At 65.7% G+C, this 25,228-nt stretch carries 24 protein-coding genes and 2 tRNA genes; 15 read left to right on the top strand and 11 right to left on the bottom strand.

Features of this window, described 5'->3' with window-relative positions; genetic code table 11:
• The 3 genes from KXZ72_RS01115 to KXZ72_RS01105 are packed head-to-tail and all read left to right on the top strand — an operon-like array spanning position 1 to position 3,388.
• A complete protein-coding gene (locus KXZ72_RS01115) occupies positions 1–960 on the top strand; it encodes an ABC transporter permease (RefSeq protein WP_226081899.1) in 960 nt (319 codons plus the stop codon).
• Positions 960–1,766 (top strand): ABC transporter permease, encoded by an 807-nt coding sequence (locus KXZ72_RS01110; RefSeq protein ID WP_226081897.1) that lies wholly within the window; start codon positions 960–962, stop codon positions 1,764–1,766. The genes KXZ72_RS01115 and KXZ72_RS01110 overlap by 1 nt, the downstream gene beginning before the upstream one ends.
• Complete coding sequence (locus KXZ72_RS01105; RefSeq protein ID WP_226081895.1) at positions 1,763–3,388, top strand: ATP-binding cassette domain-containing protein; 1,626 nt, start codon at positions 1,763–1,765, stop codon at positions 3,386–3,388. The genes KXZ72_RS01110 and KXZ72_RS01105 overlap by 4 nt, the downstream gene beginning before the upstream one ends.
• On the opposite strand, the gene KXZ72_RS01100 is transcribed toward KXZ72_RS01105, so the two are convergent.
• Positions 3,366–4,736 carry a hypothetical protein gene (locus tag KXZ72_RS01100; RefSeq protein WP_226081894.1) on the bottom strand — a complete coding sequence of 457 codons (1,371 nt, stop codon included), beginning with the start codon at positions 4,734–4,736 and terminating at the stop codon, positions 3,366–3,368. The genes KXZ72_RS01105 and KXZ72_RS01100 overlap by 23 nt on opposite strands.
• A gap of 277 nt (positions 4,737–5,013) precedes the next feature.
• Between KXZ72_RS01100 and valS the strand changes: the two genes are divergently transcribed.
• The 4 genes from valS to KXZ72_RS01080 are packed head-to-tail and all read left to right on the top strand — an operon-like array spanning position 5,014 to position 8,762.
• A complete protein-coding gene (valS, locus tag KXZ72_RS01095) occupies positions 5,014–7,599 on the top strand; it encodes a valine--tRNA ligase (RefSeq protein WP_226081892.1) in 2,586 nt (861 codons plus the stop codon).
• The gene (locus KXZ72_RS01090) at positions 7,596–8,045 is read left to right on the top strand and encodes a GNAT family N-acetyltransferase (RefSeq protein WP_226081891.1); all 450 of its coding nucleotides are present in this window, start codon (positions 7,596–7,598) and stop codon (positions 8,043–8,045) included. Before valS ends, KXZ72_RS01090 begins: the two co-directional genes overlap by 4 nt.
• A complete protein-coding gene (locus KXZ72_RS01085) occupies positions 8,045–8,311 on the top strand; it encodes a hypothetical protein (protein ID WP_226081889.1) in 267 nt (88 codons plus the stop codon). Before KXZ72_RS01090 ends, KXZ72_RS01085 begins: the two co-directional genes overlap by 1 nt.
• Positions 8,312–8,336: 25 nt before the next feature.
• Complete coding sequence (locus KXZ72_RS01080) at positions 8,337–8,762, top strand: VOC family protein (RefSeq protein WP_226081887.1); 426 nt, start codon at positions 8,337–8,339, stop codon at positions 8,760–8,762.
• Between the two features lie 42 nt (positions 8,763–8,804).
• Here KXZ72_RS01080 and KXZ72_RS01075 read toward each other — a convergent pair whose 3' ends face one another.
• The 8 genes from KXZ72_RS01075 to KXZ72_RS01040 form a co-directional block, all read right to left on the bottom strand.
• Complete coding sequence (locus KXZ72_RS01075; RefSeq protein ID WP_226083384.1) at positions 8,805–9,605, bottom strand: methyltransferase domain-containing protein; 801 nt, start codon at positions 9,603–9,605, stop codon at positions 8,805–8,807.
• Positions 9,606–9,916: 311 nt separating this feature from the next.
• Positions 9,917–11,194 (bottom strand): ATP-dependent Clp protease ATP-binding subunit ClpX, encoded by a 1,278-nt coding sequence (clpX, locus tag KXZ72_RS01070; RefSeq protein WP_226081885.1) that lies wholly within the window; start codon positions 11,192–11,194, stop codon positions 9,917–9,919.
• Positions 11,195–11,395: 201 nt separating this feature from the next.
• Complete coding sequence (locus KXZ72_RS01065) at positions 11,396–12,058, bottom strand: ATP-dependent Clp protease proteolytic subunit (RefSeq protein ID WP_226081882.1); 663 nt, start codon at positions 12,056–12,058, stop codon at positions 11,396–11,398.
• Between the two features lie 29 nt (positions 12,059–12,087).
• Positions 12,088–12,669: an ATP-dependent Clp protease proteolytic subunit gene (locus KXZ72_RS01060; protein ID WP_226081880.1), complete on the bottom strand. Its 582-nt coding sequence runs from the start codon at positions 12,667–12,669 to the stop codon at positions 12,088–12,090.
• A 90-nt stretch (positions 12,670–12,759) separates the two neighbouring features.
• Positions 12,760–14,232, bottom strand: a complete 1,473-nt coding sequence (locus KXZ72_RS01055; RefSeq protein ID WP_226081879.1) for a SulP family inorganic anion transporter — start codon at positions 14,230–14,232, stop codon at positions 12,760–12,762.
• Between the two features lie 151 nt (positions 14,233–14,383).
• The gene (locus KXZ72_RS01050) at positions 14,384–14,833 is read right to left on the bottom strand and encodes a hypothetical protein (RefSeq protein WP_226081878.1); all 450 of its coding nucleotides are present in this window, start codon (positions 14,831–14,833) and stop codon (positions 14,384–14,386) included.
• A 74-nt stretch (positions 14,834–14,907) separates the two neighbouring features.
• Positions 14,908–16,230, bottom strand: a complete 1,323-nt coding sequence (gene tig, locus KXZ72_RS01045) for a trigger factor (RefSeq protein WP_226081877.1) — start codon at positions 16,228–16,230, stop codon at positions 14,908–14,910.
• A 55-nt stretch (positions 16,231–16,285) separates the two neighbouring features.
• Positions 16,286–16,359: transfer RNA gene (locus KXZ72_RS01040), tRNA-Pro, on the bottom strand.
• A gap of 230 nt (positions 16,360–16,589) precedes the next feature.
• Between KXZ72_RS01040 and KXZ72_RS01035 the strand changes: the two genes are divergently transcribed.
• From KXZ72_RS01035 to KXZ72_RS01025, 3 genes are all read left to right on the top strand, one after another.
• A tRNA-Gly gene (locus KXZ72_RS01035) sits at positions 16,590–16,663 on the top strand.
• Between the two features lie 825 nt (positions 16,664–17,488).
• Positions 17,489–17,986, top strand: coding sequence for a hypothetical protein (locus KXZ72_RS01030; RefSeq protein ID WP_226081876.1), 498 nt, complete (start codon positions 17,489–17,491; stop codon positions 17,984–17,986).
• Positions 17,986–18,342 carry a hypothetical protein gene (locus KXZ72_RS01025; protein WP_226081874.1) on the top strand — a complete coding sequence of 119 codons (357 nt, stop codon included), beginning with the start codon at positions 17,986–17,988 and terminating at the stop codon, positions 18,340–18,342. The genes KXZ72_RS01030 and KXZ72_RS01025 overlap by 1 nt, the downstream gene beginning before the upstream one ends.
• Before the next feature lie 397 nt (positions 18,343–18,739).
• Here KXZ72_RS01025 and KXZ72_RS01020 read toward each other — a convergent pair whose 3' ends face one another.
• Complete coding sequence (locus tag KXZ72_RS01020) at positions 18,740–19,984, bottom strand: amidohydrolase (protein ID WP_226081873.1); 1,245 nt, start codon at positions 19,982–19,984, stop codon at positions 18,740–18,742.
• Between the two features lie 80 nt (positions 19,985–20,064).
• Between KXZ72_RS01020 and KXZ72_RS01015 the strand changes: the two genes are divergently transcribed.
• The 4 genes from KXZ72_RS01015 to KXZ72_RS01000 all read left to right on the top strand — a co-directional run bounded on the left by KXZ72_RS01015 (position 20,065) and on the right by KXZ72_RS01000 (position 23,895).
• Positions 20,065–21,069, top strand: coding sequence for an FUSC family protein (locus tag KXZ72_RS01015; RefSeq protein ID WP_226081871.1), 1,005 nt, complete (start codon positions 20,065–20,067; stop codon positions 21,067–21,069).
• A 128-nt stretch (positions 21,070–21,197) separates the two neighbouring features.
• Entirely contained in the window at positions 21,198–22,841 is a 1,644-nt protein-coding gene (locus KXZ72_RS01010) for a leucine-rich repeat domain-containing protein (protein ID WP_226081870.1), read from the top strand.
• Positions 22,842–23,003: 162 nt separating this feature from the next.
• Positions 23,004–23,558, top strand: a complete 555-nt coding sequence (locus tag KXZ72_RS01005) for a hypothetical protein (protein WP_226081868.1) — start codon at positions 23,004–23,006, stop codon at positions 23,556–23,558.
• A 142-nt stretch (positions 23,559–23,700) separates the two neighbouring features.
• Entirely contained in the window at positions 23,701–23,895 is a 195-nt protein-coding gene (locus KXZ72_RS01000) for a hypothetical protein (RefSeq protein ID WP_226081866.1), read from the top strand.
• Between the two features lie 20 nt (positions 23,896–23,915).
• On the opposite strand, the gene KXZ72_RS00995 is transcribed toward KXZ72_RS01000, so the two are convergent.
• Positions 23,916–24,449, bottom strand: a complete 534-nt coding sequence (locus tag KXZ72_RS00995) for a gamma carbonic anhydrase family protein (RefSeq protein WP_226081864.1) — start codon at positions 24,447–24,449, stop codon at positions 23,916–23,918.
• 135 nt (positions 24,450–24,584) lie between these two features.
• Here KXZ72_RS00995 and KXZ72_RS00990 point away from each other — a divergent pair, with 135 nt between their 5' ends.
• Complete coding sequence (locus tag KXZ72_RS00990) at positions 24,585–25,070, top strand: Dps family protein (RefSeq protein WP_226081863.1); 486 nt, start codon at positions 24,585–24,587, stop codon at positions 25,068–25,070.
• Positions 25,071–25,228 lie beyond the last annotated feature (158 nt).

Below are 25,228 nucleotides of genomic sequence, written 5' to 3'. Positions count from 1 at the left end.
ATGACCCCCACTAGCCTGGGCAGCATGACCGTGCTGCGCCGAGTGCTCCCGCGTCTCGCGGGGGCACTCGGCGTGCTCTGGGCCGCCGCGACCGTGACGTTTTTTGCCGTCCGGCTGATCCCCGGGGATCCCGCCCAGGCCCTGCTGGGCGGGCCGGGCTCGCAGGCCAGCGCCGAGGCACTCGCCCGGGTCCGGGCCGAAAACGGCCTCGATCTGCCGCTCTTCACCCAGTATCTGGCGTTCCTCGGGCGCCTGCTGCGCGGCGACCTCGGCCAGTCCTATTCCCTGCACGAGGGCGTGGCCGCGGTGATCGGCGAACAGCTCGGCGGCACGCTGATCCTCGCGCTCTGCGCCCTCGCCGCCGCCTGGGCGCTGGCGCTCGCCCTGGCCCTGTGGTCGGTGGCCGCCGGCCCGCTCGCCTCGCGCGTGGCCGCTGGGCTGGAGATGACCGCCGCCTCGCTGCCGCATTTTTGGCTCGGGAGCGCCCTGATCCTGCTCTTTTCCTCCACGCTGGGTTGGCTTCCGGCGATCGGCACGGGCGATGCGCGCGGCCTCATCCTGCCCACCCTGACACTCGCGATCCCCCTCGCCGGTTTTCTCGCGCAGCTGCTGCGCGAATCGCTGCTCGCGGCCGCCGAGGAGCCGTTTATCCTGACCGCGCGCTCGCGCGGGGAATCCGAGGCGGGTATTTTTCTGCGCCATACGCTGCGCCACGCAGCCCCGCCCGCGATCGGGATCACCGGGTGGGCATTTGGTTCGCTGCTGAGCGGCGCCGTGGTGGTGGAGACGATCTTCGCCCGGCCCGGCCTCGGCCGCACCCTGGTGGGCGCCACCCAGGTGCGCGATGTGCCGCTTGTGGTGGGCATCGTGCTGATCGCCGCAGCCGCCTATCTGCTGGTCTCCCTGGTCTCGGATCTGACCGAGCGCGCGCTGATTCCCACCGTGCGGGGGCGCTCCTGATGCGCGGCCTGCGTGCGCCCGAATGGGTGAGTCTCGCGCTGCTGCTGGCGCTCACGCTCGCGGCCGCCCTGCCGGGGCTATTTGCGCCGGGAGATCCGCTCGCAATTGACCCCGCCGCGGGCTTTTTACCCCCGAGCCTGGCCCACCCGTTTGGCACGGATGCCTCGGGCCGCGGAATCTATACCCGCGTGATCCACGGCGCGGGACCCTCGCTGCTGATCGGCCTGCTGGCCACCGCGATCGGCATCGGCCTGGCCACGATCCTCGGCTTCCTCGCGGGGCTCGGCCCGCGCTGGCTGGATTTTTCCACCACGCGCGTGATTGAGGTGATGCTGGCGTTCCCCGGGCTGATCCTCGCACTGCTGATCATCACGATTGCCGGGCCCGGGATTTTCAGCGCCACCGTGGCCGTGGGCCTGGCCACCGCCCCCGGCTATGCGCGGATCGTGCGCACCCGCGTGCGGGAAATCTCCGGCTCCGGATATGTGGAGGCCGCGATCGTGCAGGGCCGCTCGGGCGCGCGCATCCTCACCCGGCATCTCCTCCCCAATGTGGCTCGCCCGCTGCTGGCGCTGCTCACGCTGGGCATCGGCCAGTCCATCGTCTGGGTCTGCGCGCTGAGCTTCCTCGGGCTGGGCGCGGTGCCACCCGCCGCCGAATGGGGGGCGATGCTCGCCGATGGGCGGCAATATATTTCCAGCTTCTGGTGGATGACCTTTTTCCCGGGCCTGTTTATCGTGCTGACAGCCGTGTGCTCCACGGTGCTCGGCCGCGCGCTGGCCTCCCCCGAACGGAGACGCGGATGACTCAGAGTCGGCTTTCCATCCGCGATCTGCGGGTAGGTTTTGGCCCGGATAGGGCCGTGGACGGGCTCTCGCTGGAGATCGCGGCGGGCGAGTGTGTGGCACTGGTGGGCGAGTCCGGCTCGGGCAAAAGCGTGACCGGGCGCGCAATCCTGGGACTCACCGGCGGGAGCGTGAGCGCCACCCGGCTGAGCGTGGACGGGATCTCCGTTCCGGACCTCGGGCCGCGCGCGCTGCGCCGGCTGCGCGGCGGAACCGTGGCCCTGATCCCGCAGGACGCGCTGCTCGGGCTGGATCCGCTGCGCCCGATCGGCCGCGAAATCTCCACCACGCTGCAACTGCATACCGGGCTGGATGCGCGCGGCCGGGCCGGGCGCGTGCGCGAGCTGCTGGAGCGGGTGGGCATGCCCGATCCCGCTGCGCGCGCCGCCTCCCGCCCCGGGGAACTCTCGGGGGGCCTGCGTCAGCGCGCGCTGATTGCCGCGGCCCTGGCCGGGGACCCCGCGCTGCTGATCGCGGATGAACCCACCACGGCGCTGGATGCGCGGGTGCGCCGCGGCATTCTGGAACTCCTGGGCTCGCTGACCGCGGACGGCCGTTCGGTGTTGCTGATCAGCCACGACCTGGTCGCGGTGCGCGGCATCGCCGATCGGGTGGCGGTAATGAGCGCCGGCAGGATCGTGGAACAGGGTCCCACCGAGCGGGTCCTGAACGCGCCGGAACACCCGTATACGCGCTCGCTGCTGGCCGCCTCCCCCGCGGGGCGTGCCCGCGGAACCCTGCTGCTGGGCGAGACCCCCGCCGCGCCCAGTCCCGCACCCCCGCGGGCGGCAGCGGCCACCCCGATCCTGGAGGCCAGCGCGGTATCGCGCACGTTCCGCCGCTCGGGCCTGCGGGTCGAGGCCGTGCGCGCGGCCTCGCTGAGCCTGCGCGCGGGCAGCACCCTGGGCCTGATCGGCGAATCGGGCTCGGGAAAAAGCACCCTCGCGCGCATCCTGCTGGGCCTGGATACCCCCGGGGGCGGGCAGGTGCGGCTCGACGGGCAGCCCTGGGTGCCGCTACCCGAACGCGAGCGGCGCGCGCGTCGGCACCGGATCGGCGCGATCTCCCAGGATCCGCTGGGCTCATTTGATCCGCGCCTGAACGTGGAACAGCTGCTCACGGAGGCCCTCTCCGCGGGACAGACCATCCGGCCCCGCGGCCACGAGGGTACGCTCGTCGCGGCGCTGGACGCGGTGGGCCTGGCCCGTTCCCTGCGCACCCGACGCCCGCTCACGCTCTCGGGCGGCCAGCGGCAGCGCCTCGCGATCGCGCGGGCCCTCGCCGCGGACCCGGAGATACTGCTGTGTGATGAGCCCGTCTCGGCGCTGGATCTTGGCGTGCAGGCGCAGGTTTTGGATCTCCTGAACGAAATCCAGCGCGAGCGCGGCCTGACGATGCTTTTTATCACCCACGACCTGGATGTGGTGCGCCATATGAGCGATGACCTGGCCGTGATGTATGCCGGGCAGATCGTGGAGACCGGTCCCACCGAGCGGCTCTTCTCCGCTCCGCGGGCCGAGTACACCCGCGCGCTGCTCGCCGCGGGCCTCGGCCCAGCGCCTAGCTCGTTTCCCGGTCGGTGACGGTGCGTTCGAGGGCGCTATAGGGCGGCTTTGAGGTCCCATAAAACGATCGTTTCCGGGTGTAGTTCCGCATTCCGTAGACCAGATCCTCCCAGGCCTCCTCGATCTCCTCGGCAGCGGTATTTCGACGCAAATACACCTCGATCAGGTGTTCCTCCACATCCCGGGCCGGCCATACCTGATCCGTATCGTTGGTGAGGATGGCCCGTTCCAACTCGTTGATATCCTCGGCACCCAGGGATTTTGAGAGCGAGATGAGGAGGTGGATGGCCTCGGCCGCCTCCTCATAGGACGCGCTCTGCCGCACCGCTTTGAGCACCGGAGGGATGAAGTGCTCCGAGGGAACACCCGTGGCGAGGATCGGCTTCAGCCCATCCAGGTCCAGCGTCGCGAGCCGCTCCCGATACTGCTGCGCGCAGAAGTCATCCGCGGGCACACCTCCGTTAAAGAATCCCGCCTCGATCAACTGGCCGGCCTCGGCCCCCGCCAGCAGCGCCTCCAGGCGGCTGCGCGCGGTATCGGGCAGCGCCGAGACCATTATCGAGCTCTGCCCAAACGCCCCCACGAGCCGCAGCAGGGTGTCATCATCGTTGCTATTGGAGCGTTCCCAGGCCGCGAGGACGTGGGTGAGCCCCCGCTCCATGAGGCCCGGTTCGCGCTCGATCAGGGCACGGGCAGCGGCCCGATGCCGCGCCATAGTACGTTCCGGATGGGTGCAGGAGGGCTCTTTGAGACAGCCCTTAATCAACACGCGGGTGAGATTATCTCGCGCGGACTCGCGCGTATTTCGAAAAAACCGCTCCATGAGATAGGCCCCGATATCGGGCGTATCGGGCCAGGACTCACCCTGAATCTCGCTCATAAAATAGGCCAAAACCTGTTTGCCGATGATCGGGCGCTGGGAAAACAGCGCCCGATGCGCGCTGACAATATGATTACGTACCAGCTCCGAGCCCGGGGTGAATTGGTCCGCGGCATCCAAAAAATTCGGGTGGGCACACAGATTGCGATCGCGCGCGAGCCGCTGCAGCTCCTCCGCCTCACGATTATTAAGCAGCGGGAGTGTGGTGGAGATAAAAACCAGCAGCGAGCTTTCCAGGTCCTGCATCTTCCGCATATTTTGTGTGCGGGCGGCCTCGTCGATCTCCTTCACCTTGGCCACGGCCGCGGCATCCTGCGAATCGGCCAGGTGTCGGATCTTGATAATCGCATCCGAGCACACGGCTACCCATAGCGCCACAATCGAGGCCCGAAAGGCCCCCGCACGATAGGCGTCGATGGATTCCCGGAGCAGGATTTTTGTCTCCGGCTCCTCCACCGTGGTCGTGAGCGTATCAAGATCTATCATGGGTTCCTCCGCGGCGGTGCAGGGCATACGCATACATTCGGCAGCGTTCGTTTCGGGGCGGACTTGCCCCGGCTCAATCCCACGGTGCCCATCCGCGACCCCAAAAACAAGGCCACTGTCGCAAACCGTCGCACCCCTCCGTATGGCATATCCGGCGACGGAAACGCCCAGGAACCCGCGGACTCTCCCCCGCCGCTTTCTTCCGCTAAACTGGGCCACAATCACATCTTCAGGCACGTTCACACGGTGCCGCCCATAGCGAAAACGGAGTTAAGCGATGACCACGCATGTCCCTGATAAGCCCGCCCTCGAAGGACTGGAAGCCAAGTGGGGCGCCGAGTGGGACTCCTCCGGCACCTATCGCTTTAACCGCGCCGCGGCCCTCGCCGGCGGCCACGACTGCGTCTACTCGATCGATACCCCGCCGCCCACGGCCTCGGGTTCGTTGCACATCGGGCACGTATTCAGCTATACCCATACCGATGTTATCGCCCGCTTCCAGCGCATGCGCGGCAAGCAGGTGTTCTATCCGATGGGCTGGGACGATAACGGCCTGCCCACCGAGCGTCGCGTGCAGAACTACTACGGTGTGCGCTGCGATCCCACGCTCCCCTATACCGAAAACTTTGTGCCTCCGCACGAGGGCGGCGACGGCAAGTCCGCCAAGGCCGCCGATCAGCTGCCCATCTCGCGCCGCAATTTCATCGAGCTCTGCGAGAAGCTGACCGTCGAGGACGAGAAGCTCTTTGAATCGCTGTGGCGCGACCTCGGCCTGTCCGTGGACTGGGACCAGAGCTACCGCACCATCTCCCCCGAGGCCATCCGCACCAGCCAGCTGGCCTTCCTGCGCAACCTCGAGCGCGGCGAGGCCTATCAGGCCATGGCCCCCACGCTGTGGGATGTCACGTTCCGCACCGCCGTGGCCCAGGCCGAGCTGGAGGATAAGGACCAGCCGGCCGCCTATCACCGCCTGGCGTTCACCAAGCCCGATGGCTCCACGATCGAGATCGAGACCACCCGTCCCGAGCTGCTCGCCGCCTGTGTGGCCCTCGTGGCACACCCGGATGACGAGCGCTTCCAGGGCCTCTTTGGTACCACCGTGACCACCCCGGTCTTCGGCGTGGAGGTGCCCGTTCTTGCGCACCACCTCGCGCAGCCCGATAAGGGTGCCGGTATCGCCATGATCTGTACCTTCGGTGACCTCACCGACGTGATCTGGTGGCGCGAACTGGACCTGCCCAACCGCACGATCATCGGCAAGGACGGCCGCATCCTGGCCGAGGCCCCCGATGTCATCACGAGCGAGGCCGGCCTCGCCGCCTTCGCCCAGCTCGCGGGCAAAACCGTATTCAGCGCCAAGGCCGCAATCGTGGACCTGCTGACCGCGGAGGGCTCGCTGATCGGCGAACCCAAGAAGATCACCCACCCCGTGAAGTTCTTCGAAAAGGGCGATCGCCCGCTGGAGATCGTCTCCACCCGGCAGTGGTATATCCGCAACGGTGCGCGCGATGAAAACCTGCGCGCGCGGCTGCTTGAGCTGGGTGCCGAGCTGAACTGGCACCCCGAGTTTATGAAGGTGCGCTACGACAACTGGGTCAACGGCCTCTCGGGCGATTGGCTGATCTCCCGCCAGCGCTTCTTTGGTGTGGCCCTGCCGCTGTGGTATCCGCTGGACGAGAACGGCGAACCGCGCTATGACGCGCCGATCGCCGCCACCGTGGAGTCCCTGCCCGTGGACCCGAGCGTGGATCCCGCGCCCGGCTTTGAGGAGTCCCAGCGCGGCGTGGCCGGCGGATTCATCGGCGAGGTGGACGTCATGGACACCTGGGCCACATCCTCGCTCACCCCGCAGCTCGCGGGTGGCTGGGAGCGCGATCCCGAGCTGTGGAACCTGGTGGCGCCGTTTAGCCTGCGCCCGCAGGGTCAGGACATCATCCGCACCTGGCTGTTCACCACGATGCTGCGCTCGGCGCTGGAGGACAACCGCAAGCCGTGGAGCGATGCGGCACTATCCGGATGGATCCTCGACCCCGACCGCAAAAAGATGTCCAAGTCCAAGGGCAACGTGGTCACGCCCGCCGATATCCTGGAAAAGCACGGCTCGGATGCGGTGCGCTATTGGGCCGCGACCAGCCGTCTCGGCACCGATGCGGGCTTTGATCCGCAGAACCCCACGCAGATTAAGATCGGCCGCCGCCTGGCCATTAAGGTCCTGAACGCCACCAAGTTCATCCTGGGTATCGAGGGTTCGGCCGAGGCCGAGATCACCGAGGCCCTGGACCTGAGCCTGCTCGCGACGCTCTCGCGCGTGGTGGCCGAGGCCACCGCCGCGTTTGAATCCTATGACCACGCCAAGGCACTGGAGCTCACCGAGACCTTCTTCTGGGAGTTCTGCGATGACTATCTGGAGCTGGTCAAGGAGCGCGCCTATGACCCCAATGACCCCGGTCAGGCCTCGGCCGCGGCCACGCTGCGGGTGGCACTGAACGTGCTGCTGCGCATGTTTGCGCCGTTCATTCCGTTTGCCACCGAGGAGGCGTGGTCCTGGTTCCAGGAGGGTACGATCCACACCACCTCCTGGCCCGCCGCCGATGAGGTTCCCGCGCAGGGCGATCCCGCGCTGCTCTCGCTGGCAAGCGCCACGCTGATCGGTATTCGCCGCGCGAAGACCGATGCCAAGGCCTCGCAGAAGACCGCCGTGGCCCATGCCACTATCTCCGGCACCCCCGAGCAGCTGGTGCTGCTGGGCCTCGCGGCACACGATCTGAAGGGTGTGGGTCGCATCAGCGAGCTGCACACCGTGGCCGGCGAGGACCTCGCCGTGACCGAGATCGTTTTTGCCGAGACCGAGGAAACCGCGTGATCATTCGCCCCGTGAAATCCGGCGAGTTTTTCGCCTGGTACGGCCTCTACGAGCAGTATGCGGAGTTTTATGGCACCGCGCTGGGCGATGAGCATGCCGTGCGGGTGTGGGGCTGGATCGATCGGGGCGAGCACGCGATGCGTGCGCTGGTGGCCGAGAACGCCTCCGGGGAGCTGGTTGGGCTCGCGCATGTGCGCGGGTTCGCCCGGCCCCTCGCGGGCGAACTGGGCCTCTATCTGGACGATCTTTTTGTGGCGCCCGCGGCCCGCTCCGCCGGCGTCGCGACCGCGCTGATCGAGGAGGCCTCGCGGTTGGCATCCGCCGAGGGCGCCGGCGTGCTGCGCTGGGTCACCGCCCCCGATAATACTGTGGCGCGTCGGCTCTATGACCGCCTCGCCACCGCGACCGAGTGGGTCACCTATGACCGCGCCGTGGCGGGTGCCTGATGCAGCTCGGTACGCGCTGGAATTTTGGCGGAACACCGCCGGCCGCACTGCCGGCCGCGGCCGGGCCCACGCTCGCCGCAATCGAGGCCAACCTCGTTGCCGCGGGGCCCGCGGCGGGGCTGGAATCCGCGCGCTGGACGCTCACCTGGCTGGAGGGCCGGGCGCGCCTGGAATTGGATGACGGCACGCGCGTGGTGCTGCACGCCGATGGCAGTCTCGCGGAGCTGCTGCCCGCGGACGCCCCCGATCCCGATGACGACTGGTAAGCCCTCCCCGAGTTAAGGTGTTCCCATGATGATCCCATCCCCCACCCCGGCCCGCGATGCGCAGGTTCCGGATTCTGGTTTTGGGCTGGGCCTGCAACACGTCCTGCTGGCCATGCCGCGCGGGCGCGAGGATGAGGCGCGCGCGTTTTTCCGCGATCTGCTGGGCATGACCGAGGTGCGCAAGCCCACGGTCCTGGTGCCGCGCGGCGGCGTGTGGTTCCGCGCCGATGCGCTGGAAATCCACCTCGGGGTGGAGGACCCCTTCCGCCCCTCGCGGCGCGCCCGCCCGGGCATCACGGTGAACGATCTGGATCTGCTGGCGATCCGCCTCGCCGATGCCGGCCACGAGGTGGAGATGGACGAGTTTTTCCCGCCCTATCGCCGCCTGATCACGGCCGACCCGTTTGGTAACCTGCTGGAGTTTCTTACGCCGCGCGGTAACGCGGGCTAGGGTGCGGCGCGGGGAGGGAGTCCTCCCCGCGCCGCTACCGGGCTAGGCCCGGGCGATGATCTCGCCGTGCGGCATTCCGTACCAGCCGGCGTTGGTCTCGACCCACTCGGTCCAGGCCGCGGCCACTGCCGCCACCTGGGTTTCGGTGGCGATGCCGCTGGCCACCGCGTCCGGGCCCCAATTGGAGGCCACGGCCCGCTCGGCCCAGGCGCCGCCCCACCATTCGCGCTCCTCGCGCTCGGAGAAGCACCAGATCGAGGCCCCGGCGTTCACCTCGGAGAACCCGGCCTCCAGGGCCCAGGCCTTCAGGAAACGACCCCCGTTGGGTTCGCCCCCGTTATGCCGGGCAAGGCCCTGATAGATGCGCATCCATTCGTCCAGCCCCGGCAGCAGCGGATACCAGCTGGCCGAACCGTAGATCACGTCACGAGCCGCCACGATGCCGCCGGGCTTCGTGACGCGGCGCATTTCCCGGAGTGCGGCGACCGGATCGGCGAGGTGCTGGAGGACCTGATGTGCGTGCACCACGTCAAAACTGTCATCGGGGAAGGGCAGGGAATAGGCATCGCCCGCCACAAAGGTCACGTTGCCGATGCCGGCCTGTACCGCGCGGGCATTGGCCTGCTCGGTCACGGATACGGAGGCGTCTAAACCAAAAACATCGCCGGGAAAAACTCTCTCGGCGATGTCGGTGGTGATGGTACCCGGTCCACTACCCACATCTAACACGCGACAGCCCTCGACAAGGTACGGCAGCAAATATGCTGCCGAGTTCTCTGCCGTGCGCCAGGAGTGTGTGCGTAGGACGCTGGGGTGATGCCCAAGCGTGTACCGTTCCATCATTTCCATGGTTTGAGCCTACGACCCAATGGATCACGACCGTCAAATGTGTCGTCACGAAACCCCGCCCGGATCGCGGGGCGCATTCGGGCAAAAAATCCGCGGAATTCCGGGTATTCCCGCGGCCACCAAGATGACGTAACACGCCGGAGCGCCTCAACGCGAGCCTCGCGCCGCGCTCCCCGCACGCGAGTTATGGGGTGCCCGTGTTTTTAAGTGCCCCGGCGAAGGCCAGCGGGGATCCGTGCCTTCCCCGAGCACGCTCCCCCACACCTCCGGGGCACTCGCGCGCAGGGCGCGGGGCCGCGGGCGGGTTAGGCGGATTTTTCGCGCACGCGCAGCGTGCGCGGCAGCAGCCGGGGTGCGGCGTTATCCAGCACCGAGGCGCGCGTGACGATCACGGTGCCCACCTCATCGGTGGACGGGACCTCAAACATGATGGGCCCCAGGACCTCTTCCATGATGGCGCGCAGACCACGCGCGCCGGTCTTGCGCAGCACCGCCAGATCGGCGATGGCCTCGATGGCATCGGGCTCAAACTCGAGCGCCACGCCGTCCAGCGAGAACATGCGCTGATACTGCTTCACGAGGGCGTTTTTGGGAACCGTGAGGATCTCCATGAGCGCCTCCTGGTCGAGGGGGGTCACGGCGGTCACCACGGGGAGGCGGCCGATGAACTCGGGGATCAGCCCAAATTTATGCAGGTCCTCGGGCAGCACATCGGCAAACCAGTCGGTTTCATCGGAGTTGGAGTGCAGGGGCGCACCAAAGCCGATGCCCTTTTTACCGGCACGGGCCGAGATGATCTCCTCCAGCCCGGCAAAGGCACCCGCCACGATGAATAGAACATTGGTGGTGTCGATCTGGATGAACTCCTGATTGGGGTGCTTGCGCCCGCCCTGCGGCGGCACCGAGGCCACCGTGCCCTCCAGGATCTTCAGCAGCGCCTGCTGCACACCCTCGCCCGAGACATCGCGGGTGATGGAGGGGTTCTCCGATTTACGGGCGATCTTATCCACCTCGTCCACGTAGATGATGCCGGTCTCGGCGCGCTTGACATCAAAATCGGCGGCCTGCAGCAGCTTAAGCAGGATGTTCTCAACGTCTTCGCCCACATAACCGGCCTCGGTCAGGGACGTGGCATCGGCCACCGCAAACGGGACGTTAAGCTGCTTGGCGAGGGTTTGCGCCAGATAGGTTTTGCCACAACCGGTGGGGCCGATCATGAGGATATTGCTCTTGGCAATCTCGACCTCCTCGGCGCGATCTTCCGCGCTGGCGAGGGCGGTCTTGGACTGCACGCGCTTATAGTGGTTATATACCGCCACGGCGAGGGCCTTCTTGGCGGCGTCCTGGCCGATCACATACTCCTCAAGGAAGTTATAAATTTCCTTGGGCTTGGGAAGCTCAAACTCGGCGGATTCCTCCACGCCGGCCTCGGCGAGGCGCTCCTCGATGATTTCGTTGCACAGCTCCACGCACTCATCGCAGATATATACGCCCGGACCGGCGATCAGCTGCTGGACCTGCTTTTGGCTTTTTCCACAGAAGGAACACTTCAGCAGATCGGCGCTTTCCCCAATTCGAGCCATCGTTCCTCCTATAGTTGAACATCATCCGTGATGCGTGCGGTGTTCCGAGCCTACCCCGAGCCCCCGACACTGCGGAATTGCCCCGCCGTTTTCCGTCACGCCCGGCAAAAATAGCGTGTCATCCCGAGATAAACGCTGCGCCAATGGGAACGCCCGGAACCCCGCCAATGGCGGGATCCCGGGCGCATCCACACGGGGAACCTAGGCCGTGATGGCCGGCGGGTTCTTGCGGGTCTCGAGGACCTGGTCGATCAGACCATACTCCAGCGCCTCGGCGGCGGAGAGGATCTTATCGCGGTCGATGTCCTTATGGACCTCCTCCACGGTGCGCTTGGTGTGGTGGGCAAGGGTCTGCTCCAGCCATACCCGCATGCGCGCCATCTCGGCGGCCTGGATCTCGATATCCGAGGCCTGTCCGCCACCCTGGCCCACGGCCGGCTGGTGGATCAGGATCCGGGCGTTGGGTAGCGCGAGGCGCTTACCCGGGGTTCCACCCGCGGTGATGACCGCGGCGGCCGAGGCCGCCTGGCCGAGCACAACCGTCTGGATATGCGGGCGAATGTACTGCATGGTGTCATAGATCGCCGTCATCGCGGTGAACGAGCCACCGGGAGAGTTGATATACATCTGGATATCGCGGTCGGGGTCCATCGACTCGAGCACGAGGAGCTGGGCCATAACGTCATCGGCGGAGGCGTCGTCCACCTGCACACCGAGGAAGATGATGCGATCCTCGAAGAGCTTGGCGTAGGGGTCCTGGCGCTTATAACCATAGGCCGTGCGCTCCTCGAAGCTCGGCAGGATATAGCGCGAGCTCGGGGACTGGAGAACGTTACCGGCCGCGGCGAAAGTAGGTGTCTGCATGATAAGTGATTCCTGTCTTTCTTCGGCGGTTATTTGGTGCCGCCGCCGCCGGCGACGTCGGAGGCGGAGGAACGGATGTGGTCAACAAAACCGTATTCGAGGGCCTCCTCGGCGGTGAACCAGCGATCGCGGTCACCATCCTCGTTCACCTGCTCAACGCTCTTGCCGGTCTGGTCGGCGGTGATCTGGGCGAGGCGCTGCTTCATGTCGTTAATCAGCGCGGCCTGGGTCTGGATATCGGAGGAGGTTCCGCCGAAGCCACCGTGGGGCTGGTGCAGGAGGACGCGGGCATTGGGCGTGATATAGCGCTTGCCCTTGGTTCCGGCGGTCAGCAGCAGCTGCCCCATCGAGGCGGCCATACCGATTCCCACAGTGACGATGTCATTGGGGACGAACTGCATGGTGTCGTAGATGGCCATACCGGCGGTGATCGAACCACCGGGAGAGTTGATGTAGAGGTAGATATCGGCCTCGGAGTCCTCGGCGGCAAGGAGAAGCAGCTTGGCTGCGATCTCGTTTGCGTTATCGTCGCGGACTTCGGAACCGAGCCAGATGATACGGTCCTTCAGAAGTCGGTCAAAAACACCGGGCTGCAGTGTCGGTTCGGCCATGTCGCGCTCCATTCCATTTTGTGCGTCGCATTGAATCTATCGCGCCGGGCGGCCCGGCGCAGGCATGTTCGCCCACGGCGTGCGCCGAGTCTAGAGCGTGCCGCTTAACCGGCGGCGCAGGTCGGCACTGCGGGCGTTCAGCCCGGTCAGTGTCACGGTGATGCCGCGCCGGGCATAGCGTTCCTCGATGCCGTCCAGTGCGGCCACGGTCGAGGCATCCCAGATCTCCGCGCCGGTGAAATCGATCACCACCGTGGCGGGGTCCTCGGCATAGGAGAACTGGGTGACCAGGTCGTTGCTGGAGGCAAAAAAGAGCGCACCCCGCACCCGATAATATGCGGTGTCGGCACGCAGCTCGCGCTGCACCGTGGCCAGGTGCGCAACCCGGCGGGCAAACACGGTCATGGCCGCGAGCACCCCCGCGATCACGCCGATCGCGAGGTTCTCGGTGGCGACCACCACGATCACGGTGAGCAGCATCACGCCGGTCTCCCCGGGCGGCATCCGGCGCAGCGTGGCCGGCGCAAAGCTGTGCCAGTCAAACGTATCCACCGAGACCATGATCATCACGGCCACCAGCGCGGCCATCGGGATCACCGCCACAATATCCCCTAAAAACACCACCAGCGCAAGCAAAAATACGCCCGCGGCAAACGTGGAGAGCCGGGTGCGTGCGCCCGAGGCCTTCACGTTCACCATGGTCTGGCCGATCATCGCGCAGCCGCCCATCCCACCAAAAAGGCCGGAGAGAATATTGGACACCCCCTGGCCCCAGGACTCGCGGGTCTTATTGGAGCCGGTATCGGTGATCTCGTCCACGAGTTTTGCCGTCATGAGCGATTCCAGGAGCCCCACCAGCGCCATCGCGAGCGCATAGGGCGCGATGATCCCGAGCGTCTCCAGGGTGGGGGGAACATGCGGAAGAAAAAACTCGGGCAGGCTGCGCGGAAGTGCCCCCTGATCACCCACGGTGGGTATCTGCGCGCCCGAGAGCACCACGATCAGCGTGACCACCACGATCGCCACGAGGGGCGCCGGAACCGCGCGGGTCACGCGCGGCAGCAGCACCAGGATCGCGATTGCGAGGGCCACCAGGGGATAGACCAGCCACGGCACACCCACGAGGTGTCGCACCTGGGCCAGCACCACAAGAATCGCGAGGGCGTTCACAAAGCCGATCATCACGCTGCGCGGAATAAAGCGCAGCAGCCGGGTGACGCCGATCGCCGCGAGCACCACCTGGAAGAGCCCGGCCAGGATCACCGTGGCGATAAAATAATCCACCCCGTATTCGCGCGCAACCGGCGCGATCACAAGCGCCACGGCGCCCGTGGCGGCACTGATCATTGCGGGCCGACCGCCCAGCACGGAGATCGAAACCGCCATGATAAACGAGGAGAACAGGCCATAGCGCGGGTCCACCCCGGCGATGATCGAAAAGGAGATCGCCTCGGGAATCAGCGCGACCGCAACCACCAACCCGGCGAGGAGTTCGCGGGTGAGCAGGCGCGGGCTGCGCAGGGCTGTGCGCACGGTGGGGGCACTGGGGATTGCTATGGTCATGGGGCTTCCCGGGAGGGCAGGCGGTCCCGGAGGGGACGGCGGCGGCGTGGAGGAGAACGGTCGCGGTCGGGGAGGAAATCCGGCGGCCGGGAAACCCTATCCTAGCCTCCCGGTCCGCGCCGCCCCGGGGTGGCCCGCGGGCGGCGTGCAGCTAGGGGCGCCGCGCGGCGAGGCGGAAGGCGCGCACGTTGCGATAGGCGAGGATGCCCGGCAGATAGGCGATGGGGATCAGCAGGATGATGACGAGGACCGCATCGCTGCCGCCCTGCACGGCGTCCAGGATGGCCGCGGCCACCGGGATCAGCAGGGCCAGGATAAACAGCACCAGGTTGCTACGCCGCGCCAGCACGGGGCGCTCGGGGCGCTCGCGAAGGTGGCGCAGCACCAGGAGCACGGCGGCACACAGCGCCTCGGCGAGGATTCCCAAACCCAGGGCGATCATCAGCCCGCGCTCCAGATAGAGGGCATCGGCCACGGGGTCGAGCCCGCCGGCCAGGGCGCTCGCGCCGAGGGCGGCCAGCAGGGCCGTCAGGATCACGCCAACGAGGGTCCACATGCGCACGGTATATCCGCTCTTTCCGCGGATTTTGGTGCCCGCCACTCCCCCAGGATATCGCAGGAAAAAAACGACCCGCCCGGAAAACCGGGCGGGTCGTTTATGACGCTACGGGGAGACTACTTCTCCTCGGCTACCTCTGCGGTCTCGGCCTCGGCCTCGTCCTCTTCGGTGGGGATGAATCCGGTGAGGTCAACGGCTGCGCCGTTGGTGTCTACAACCTTGACCTTGCCCAGGACAACGGCGAGGGCCTTATTGCGGGCAACCTCTCCGACCATCGCGGGGATCTGGCCGTTCTGGTCCAGAACCTGGATGAACTCGCCCGGCTCCATGCCGTACTGAGCGGCACCCTGGATGAGGTACTGGGTGAGCTCCTCCTGGCTGACCTTAACCTGCTCGGTCTCGGCCACGGCGTCCAGAAGGATCTGGCTGCGGAAGGTCTTCTCGGAGGACTCGGTGACCTCGGCGCGGTGCTCATCGTCCTCGAGACGACCCTCACCCTCGAGGTGACGGTTCACCTCGTCTTCAACAACCTTGGCGGGAACGGGGATCTCGACGGCCTCGAGCAGCAGCTCAACAAGCTTATTGCGGGCCTCGGAACCCTGTCCGAAGGCCTTCTTGCTGGCGGCCTGCTCCTTGAGCGACTCGGTCAGCTCGGCGATGGTGTCGAACTCGGAGGCGATCTGAGCGAACTCGTCATCGGCCTCGGGCAGCTCGCGCTCCTTGACGGCGGTCAGGGTCACGGCGATCTCCGCGTCCTTACCGGCGTACTCGCCACCGAGCAGCGGGGCGGAGAAGGTGGTGGACTCGCCAGCGGTGAGCGTGTCGAGGGCCTCGTCGATGCCCTCGATGAGCTCGCCGGAGCCGATCTCATAGGAGATGCCGGAGGCGTTATCGACCTCGGCGCCGTCGATCGTGGCGATCAGGTCGATCTGGGCGAAGTCGCCCTTGGCGGCGGGACGCTCTACCGTGACCAGCGTGCCGAAGCGGGTGCGCAGGGCCTCCAGCTCCTCGGCGACGTCGGCGTCGGTGACCTCGGCGGCCTCCACCTCGACGGTGATTCCGTCATAGGCGGGCAGCGTGATCTCGGGACGCACGTCAACCTCGATGGTGACCTTCAGGTCGCCCGACATGTCCTTCTCGGAGGGCCAGTCGGTGATGTCCGCCTGGGGACGACCCAGAACGCGCACACCGTGCTCCTCGACGGCCGCACGGTAGAAACCGTCCAGACCCTCGTTGGCGGCCTGCTCGATTACGGCACCCTTACCGACGCGCTGGTCGATGAGAGCGGCGGGGACCTTACCCTTGCGGAAACCGGGCACGTTGATCTGCTCGGCAATCTGGGCATAGGCACGCTTGATGGCGGGCTGCAGGTCCTCCGGGCTAACCTCAATGTTGAGCTTGACGCGGGTGGGGCTGAGCTGTTCGACCGTCGACTTCACGATGATGTGTTCTCCTGAATGGTTGGATTTGTCCTCGGTTGAGGAGTGGGCCTCGTCGGGGCGACAGGATTCGAACCTGCGACCTCCCGCTCCCAAAGCGGGCGCTCTACCAAGCTGAGCTACGCCCCGGCAGTAAAGCCGGTGATGATCAATTCCGCAATAAAGCGGCAGGCTAATTGACCTCCGTCAGTCTAGCCGACAATTGCACCGGTACCGTTACCAAAAACAAAACGCGGCTCGGATTACCCCTCGAAGTTCCTGCGCCGCGCCCGGGGTGCGCGGCCGTGTTCACACCCGGGGCAAACCTGTACTACTATGAATAACGCACCACCGAGGAGGGCTCAAAAGCCCGCCGCAGTGGGGATGTAGCTTAGTGGTAAAGCCTCAGTCTTCCAAACTGATGATGCGAGTTCGATTCTCGTCATCCCCTCCAAATAATCAATAAAGATCAACAGAACATATCCCCCGACCGGGTCTCAACTCGGAGGGGGATTTTTGCATCCGGGGTCGTCTCCCCCGCTGGGAAAACTTCCCCTTGGCTCCGCCCTCAGTCCGACAAAACTCGTATGACTCGAACCTGATGTAAATCATGGCTAATGCGCATATTGCCAAGACAAAAGTCCGTAACGCTGGGCCAGTAGACCAAGTTACCCGACGAGATACCGCAACGACTGTGCTCCCGCATACCGGGAAGCTAAACCCATGATCAAGTAACGCTCCCGATTCGGAAGGACTCGCATCATCTCCCAGATGAGCGCTCTAGACCCATAGAACGAGTCACCACCGAAATAGGCAGAGGTAGGGCAGCTCCGGTAGAAGCGCCCCATTTTTATTGCGGAACGCGTCACAGCGCCACCGCAAGGCGATGGTCAGCCAGCTAGCTTCCGACCTACTTGATCACCAGATTCTGGGCGACCGGGAGGCGCAGGGCGGCCACACCCGCACAAATTCGCGAGCGATCGAAGGGCTGGCAATCGAACTGAATAACTTCTGACCGAACCCCGGTATGAGGTGGGCAATTTTCGAAAGCATCTAGCGAAAAAAGCTTCACACTCTTATCCTTGCTCCACGGGGGCAAAGACCCCCAAAGGGGGTACTTATGAAAAGTTTTAGAATCACAACAACCGCAATTTCATTGGCTGCTTTACTTCTCGTCCCGACATCGGCGCACGCCACGGCTGGCATTCCCGACCCTCTCGAGGTTGACTCCCAAACTGTAATCGTGTGGGGAGTCGAACCAGGAACACCTGGGGAAGAGGTGAGTAAAACAGAACTCATCCAACACGCTAGTGAAGCAGGGCAAGACATCCGCCCGCAGCTACGCGGCGAATCTCCTCGAGATTTCGAGGCCTATTTGGAACCAAAGTCCGAACTAAAAACGCGGGCAGCAAACCCCGCCTATGTCCCAGTGAAGGCCTGGTGGGACAATAAGAGCAGCCGCGTAGCGATTCGTCAGGGGAATGCTTCCTGGGGCTGGACTCACGTGGGCAAACATAATGTCAGTATGGCAATGATGGAAAAAGCCACACGCTTTCCTCAATCGCGAGTGCGCCAAGGCGTGGACACACTGGTTTACAGAACTCCGGCAAACGAGTACCGCTGTTGGCTCGCTGTCTGTAAAATTTACCAATCAATGACCGTCGTAGTGGTCGTCAACACTCAGCCGCTCAGCGATGGACTCCCAAAAGGAGTCATCACAACATATTGCGCAGGTCCAACGGTCTGCGCGGCCTGGGTGCGAAAGGCTGCTGGATAGTGAGCGCTCCACTCATCGATGAAATTATCAAAAGTATTTATGCCGAGTTTTCCTCGACCGGTTTCTTCTCGATTCTTGACAACGGGATGACGCTGGATCAGATCACAACCGGGCCCGACTCGGTCACGATTGACTTCCACGTGGACTCACCGGCACCGCGGAACTTCAGCCTGAGGCTGAGCATCCCTCGGGCCCGAGGCGACGATATTTGGAATAGGTACGACCCCGACTCCGAAGATATCTCGCAGTGGGTGCGCTGGAGCATCTCCGTACCACTTCTTGAAACATTTGAAACCCGCTCTTCGCAGGCGGTTTATCACCCCACCACGGACAGGTGGATTCTCCCCTCTCCATAGCCGCGCCTGCATCGCCGACAGAGGCCCCGCCTCGATGCACACGCTGGGGCGGTTCCCGTGGGAACCGCCCCACTATAAACATTGCACGAACCCGGCAACATAGCCGCCCCGCACACCCGTTGCTCGTTCCAGCACGCTGCGAGCGCGGCGTCACTTTCCGTCCCGGATCAACCACGGGGCACATTCATCGCAGATGCCCTCGCCGCCGATCAAAAGACCTCCGCCTAGACAGATTCGATCTTCGCACCTGCCATTTTTCCGGCGCGCGATCGGCCCGCCGGGAAACACGGAGGATGCGGGTTTGACTCTTTTCGTCCCCTCCCAAAATGCCCCGGATACTCAATGAGTATCCGGGGCATTTCGTGCCGAGTTTATCCCGGGGCGAGCACCAGCGGCGCTAGTGCGCGGCGGGCGCGAGCCAGGTGCGCGCGGCCGTGGCCAGCGCGTTGATGCCGATCTCGAGCGTGGGCTCAATCACCGGGGCGAATTTTGGCGAGTGATTGGAGGGCAGCGATGCCACCACCTTGGTGAGGTCATCAATCGTCTTCGCCTGGGCAAATTTGGCCGGATCGGCCCCGCCGAGCAGCCAGTACACACACGGTGCACCCGCGGCCTCGGCGAGCATCCCGACATCCTCGCTCCCGGTCACCACGCCGGGATCCACCACCCGAACCTGCGGCAGCACCCGGGCGAACTCGGCACTCACGCGGTCGCCCGCGGGGGCATCGTTCACGACGGAGGGGAAGGAGTGAATGAACTCGATCTCCGGCTTGCGCGGGGCGCCGGCGGTCTCGGCCTCGCCGTTGACGATCCGGGTCACGGCATCCAGAACCCGGGTGCGCACATCCGGGTCAAAGGTGCGGATGCTCAGCTCCAGCACCGCGGAATCGGGAATGATATTGGCGGCATCACCCGCGCGCAGCATTCCCACGGTGACCACGGCGGTCTCGGTTCCGGCGACCTCGCGCGACACAATCGTCTGCAACCGCATCACAACCGAGGCCGCGAGCACCACGGTATCCACCGTGGTCTCGGGGCGGGAACCGTGCCCGCCGCGGCCATGCAGCGTAATGCGCAGTCCGTCCGAGGCGGCAAAGGCGGCACCCTCGCGCAGGCCAATCACGCCCGCCGGCAGCGGGGCAACATGCTGACCCAGCACCACATCGGGGGTACCAAAGCGGGAGATCAGGCCATCCTCGATCATCGCGATTGCGCCCTTACCAATTTCCTCCGAGGGCTGGAATACCAGGATGAGCTTGCCGACCCAGGACGGGTCCCCGGCGAGCTCCTCGGCAGCGCCCAGCAGGGCGGTGGTGTGGACATCGTGGCCGCAGGCATGCATCACGGGCACCTCGAGGCCGTTTGCGTTGGTCGCGGTCACGGTGCTGGCATAGGGCAGCCCGGTCGCCTCGAGTACGGGAAGCGCATCCATATCCGCACGCAGCATGACGGTGGCCCCGGCACCACGATCCAGGACACCCACCACACCGGTCTGACCCACACCCGTGGTGACCGTATAGCCCAGCGCCGTCAGCCGATCGGCGACGATTCCGGCGGTGCGATGCTCCTGGAAACTCAGTTCCGGATGCCGGTGCAGATCACGATAGACCTCGTGAAATTCATCTAACCGTGATTTTTCCATACCCACTCCTTTGAATAACTGGTTACAGTAGGTTCAATATTGACAAATAGCCGCAGGAACCAACACCCCGGAGGCAGATTTTGACCGACATTAGGCAGATATTTTCCCTGCCCAAGGGGGCGTTTCTTTTTGCGATCGGGGGCGTGATTCTCGCGCTGCTGCTCCTCGCGCCGCTAGCACTATTTGTGGGCCCCACGGCCGCCCAGGCAGCCTATCTGGGCGCACTGTTATTTTTGGGACCCTCGCGGCACCTCCCGGGAACCTGGGTACTCGGCGCGGCGGCATGGGCGATGGGCATCTCGATCCTCGGCTATCTGATCGGCCCGCTGGGCCTCGGCCCGCTCACCCTCGCGCTGATCGTGGTGAGCCTGGGCCAGGGGCTGTTCCGGCTGGACTCGGTGGCGGCCCTGACCCGCTCCCCCGTGAACCTGGTGGTCTACGCCGGCCTGGCCGATTCACGCCCCGATGTGCCGCTCTGGCATGTTGTGCTGGGCACCCTGGTGGGTGTGGCAATTGTGCTCGGGGCCGGGCGCATCCTGGAGGCGCACTCCAAGCCGATCATCACGGCCGCGCCCGCGCCGATGACGATCCGCTACCGCCTGCGCTACGGGACCATGCTGGCCGCGGGCGGCGCGGCGATCCTCCTCATCTCGGAGCTGGTCCACTTCCCCTATGCCCCGTGGGCACTGCTCTCGTTCTGCCTGATCCTCGCGGTGGATGAACACGATCGTTCGCGGCTGGCCGGCAACCGCGTCCTGGGCACCGTGGCCGGGGTGCTCCTGGCCACGGCCGCAACCCTGGTGCCGCAGCCCGGGCCGATGATCCTGGCCGTGCTGAGCGCACTGGCCTGTGTGGCCTATCTGCGGGTGGGTAAATACGGCCCGTTCATGATGTTCCTGACCCCCACGATTATCCTCACCACATCCTCGGATCAGCCGGGCTATGTGCTGGGCATCGAGCGCATCGCCGCGATCGCCGCCTCGGCCATCATCGCCCTGGCCTGCACCTGGGTCGCGGGGATGCTGGACCGCCGCCGCCACCTCGGCCCGCGCGCCACCCGGGAGCTCGTGACCGGCGAGGACTAGGCACCCGACGCGATAACAACCGTTTTGCGACAGGTTTCTTGTCCCCCATACGGGTGACACCGGATCATGGGTGTTATGTGCCCGCGCCACCCTCGGCCGGCACCACGAAACCGAGGTCTCCTTCCCCCATGAGTCACCTGTCCCCCCGCACCCGGGGCGGCGCTATTGCCGCTGCCCTGATTCTCCTCGCCGCCGGATTTGGGGCCGCGCCGGCACTCGCGGCCACGGCCGCGACCCCCGCGACGCTGAACTCGATTGCCCCGGACGCCGCGAGCGGACTCGGCGGCACTCCCCCGACGCCCGCGCCGCGACCGCAGCCGCGCGCCGCGCTCCCCGATGACGCCGAACTCGTCACCATTCCCGATGCCGTACTGCGCCGCGCCATTGCCGCGCGCATCGGGGCGGGCAATACCGAGACCCTCACCCGTGGACAGCTGCGCACCGTGCAGAGCCTCACCATCAAGGACGCGGGCCTGAGCGATCTGACCGGCCTGGAATATGCCGCCAACCTGGATCTGCTCTATATCGACAACAACCAGGTGAGCAGCCTGGAACCGCTGCGCGGCCTCTCCGTCATGCGCCAGATCACGGCCAGCCGTAACCCGATCACCGATATCGCGCCGCTCGCCACCCTTCCCAATGTGAACTGGCTGGAGCTGAACTGGACCTCGATCTCCTCGCTCGAACCGCTGCGCAATAACGAGAAGCTGTCCTGGCTGCAGATCGCCTATACCAATGTGACCTCGCTGGAGCCGATCACGGGCCAGGCCACGCTGACCGATATCAACTTCCAAAATACCGGCATCTCCGATCTGACCCCGCTGGCCGGAATCGAGCGGCTGTACTCGATCGCGGCGCCGAGCGCACAGATCTCCGATCTGACCCCGCTGACCGGGCTGCCCCGCCTGAACCTGCTGAACGTGAACTATAACCACGTGACCGATCTGTCGATGCTGGATAGCTGGCCCAATATCTCCACGGTGGGATTTGGCCGCCAGACCGTGACCGGACAGCCCCTGCTGGTGCCCGTCGCCGCCACGGAATACCGGGCGGCCGATGTGGTGTCCGGATTCCGGATGGCCTTTGGCCTCACGCAGGCAGTGTCCTCGGGTGCAACCCCCACCGAGGACGGGCGGGGCGCAATCTGGAGCGATGTGGACCCCGCGGACACGGAGCTTGAGGTTTTCCTCTCGCAGCCGGTGGTACCCGGCGGGCCGGCATTCTCGGCCACCGTCACCTCGCCGATCCTGCGCGCCGATTTCACCACCGAGGCACCGCCCGCAACCCGGGTGGACGCGGACTATAGCTTCGCTTTTGACACCACGACGGGCTTTATCACGGACGCCGCCGCGGGCTATACCCTGACCGCCGGTGACGTGCCCGGGCTCACGCTCGCGACCGATGGCACCCTCGCGGGAATCGCCACCACCGCGGGCGAATATCCGCTCAGCGTGCGCGCCACCGACGCCTCCGGAAATATTCTGGAGCGCGACTATACGCTGGTCGTGCGCGATGCCGAGATCATCCCGCCGACCGATCCGATCACGCCGGTTCCCCCGGTCGACCCGGCCACCCCTGTAGATCCCTCCCCCGTGGCCCCGCCCGTCGTGGGCTCCCCCGAAAATACCGCCTCCGGCACACACGCGGACTCCCCCGCGGGCCTGGCCCGCACCGGGCTCGATGCCTGGGCCGGAATCGCGCTGCCCGCCGGAATTCTCCTGCTCGGGCTCGGGGCCGCACTCACCGTGCTGAACCGCCGCCGCACCGCCTAATCCGCGGGCTGTGCCGGGGCGGGTGTCCCGCCGCGCCCCGGCGCGGCGGGACACCCGCCCAAAAAATGCTTCGCACACAAACGGTTTCGAATTTCGGGTCATAATGGGAGACATGCGGGCCGCGCCGCCCGCCTGTCCCCAACACAGAGGAACCGATACAGCGTGAGTACCGAGGCCGCCCCCTCCCTGCCCGAGCCCGTCCGCAGCCCCGGGAACGGCATATTTGGCATCATCGCCGCGATCATCGGCATCCTGGTGGGCGCCTGGATGACCGCGGGCCGCGTGCTCTTTGGGATCGACGGCTCGCTGATTCTCTGGTTTGCGCTCTCGCTCGCGCCCGTGGTGCTGGTCATCCAGGTACTCACGGGTCGCAATATTCGGCGCACCTCCCTCCGCGGCTATCGGATGCGCCCCGCGACCCTCGCGACCCTCATCTCCTCCTGGGTGCTGGGGATTCTCTTTGGGCTCATGGTGCCCGAGGCCACCGCGGAGGGCCTGCACTCGATCCTCGGCCTGCTGGCCGGGCCCGTGGCCCAGGAAATCGGCATCGGCGTCTGCAATCCACTCGGGGTCATCAGCGTGGGAATCTCGATTTTTTCCCTGGTGCTCTCCGCGGGGGACGCCCGCGGGCCGCGCCCCGCACCCACCGAGGAGGATCCCGGGGCCGAGGAATATATCCCCTATTTTTCCCCCGCGGCCCGCGAAAACCGGCCCTGAGCCTCCCCGGCCGGCCCGGTTTCGCGAGTCCCGACCGGGGTGGCATACTGGGCGCAGGGTGAAACGCAATGGCGCATTTCACCCGCTAACGTAATCGTCCCGGGGTGAGGGTCTTAACCGGGACCAAAATAAAGGAAATACTATGCGCCGCCGCCTGGGAGTGGGTCTGTATACGATCCTCGGCTGCGCACTCTTTCTCCTCGCGGGTTTTTTCCTCGTCTCGGGCCGCTTTGGCCCCGGCGTGCTGCTGATGGCCGCCGCCGCCGTCTTCCTGGGAACCGCGAGTGCGGCCGATCGCCGCCGCCGCCGGGCCGCCCGGGACCGCGCCGGTTCCTAGGCCCGCGGGCGAGGGCCGGGCTATTCCGCGGCCGCGTGCCGCAGGGCGTTGGCCCGATAATTGGTGGCGTTCCCCAGGATCCCGGCGATCTCCTCGGCGGTGAGCTCCCGGCGCACCTTACCCGGGACGCCGGCCACGAGCGATCCGGCGGGGATCTGTGCGCCCTCCAATACCACCGCGCCCCCCGCGATCAGCACGTTATCTCCGATCACCGCGCCGTTAAGAACCACGGCGCCCATTCCGATCAGCACGTTATCTCCCACGGTGGCCCCGTGCACCACGGCATTATGGCCGACCGAAACATTACGCCCGATGACCACGGGAAATCCCGGGTCGGCATGCACGGCCACGCCGTCCTGCAGGTTGCTGCCGGGGCCAAGCGTGATCGCCGCGGAATCGCCGCGCAGCACGGCGTTATACCAAACGCTGCTGCCCTCGTGCAGCGTCACATCCCCGATAATCCGGGCCCCGCGGGCCACAAAGGCCGAATCGGGCACCACGGGGGCCGGGGAATCGGGCAGAAATACCAGCGAGGAAATATCCTGAACAGTCATATCCCCACCCTAACGATTGACCCCGATTTTGGTGTTTTTCCCGGTCAGAATTCGAATAAGCCGAGGCTTATCTTGCTTGCGGAATCTTTTCAGACGCGTACCGTTGTAAATAACGTTCGAGGAAAGAAGGAAAAAATGACCAAGACCAATACCGTCGCAACCAGCTCCGTGAGTGCCGATGTGGCAGCCGGAGTTGCCCAGTTCCTGAGCCCCGTAGTCCTGGACCTGCAGGCCCTGGTGATTAACGGCAAGCAGGCCCACTGGCACGTGCGCGGCCATAACTTCATCGGAATCCACGAGCTCTTTGATACCGTCGTGGCCAACGCCCAGGACTGGTCCGATCTGGCCGCCGAGCGCATCATCGCCCTGGGCCTCCCGGTGGACGCCCGCCTGAGCACCGTGGCCGCCAAGGCCAGCAACCCCGAGCTCACCGCCGGGTTTGTCCAGTCCGACCAGTCCATCGCCGAGGTCATTGCCCAGATCGACGCCGCCAGCGCCTCGCTGCGCATCGCGATCGACGAGCTGGGAGAGATCGACCCCTCGAGCCAGGACGTCGCCATCGAGATCGCCCGCGGCCTGGATAAGGACCGCTGGTTCCTGGTGGCCCACCTCAGCAAGTAATCCCCCGGGGGCGTGAGCTCCCGGCCTCGACGAGGCGCCGTCCCTCCCGCATATAGCCGGGAAGGGCGGCGCTTTTTCCGTTATATGCCCGCGGGGGAAAGAGCTACCGTTATTGTTGGAAATCCGGGGGGACACGGATTTTATCCTGCACCCCGCGC

Source organism: Mycetocola spongiae, assembly GCF_020424085.1.
Lineage (GTDB): Bacteria > Actinomycetota > Actinomycetes > Actinomycetales > Microbacteriaceae > Mycetocola > Mycetocola spongiae.
Note: the sequence above shows the minus strand (reverse complement) of the source record. Positions and strands in the feature narration are given on the sequence as shown.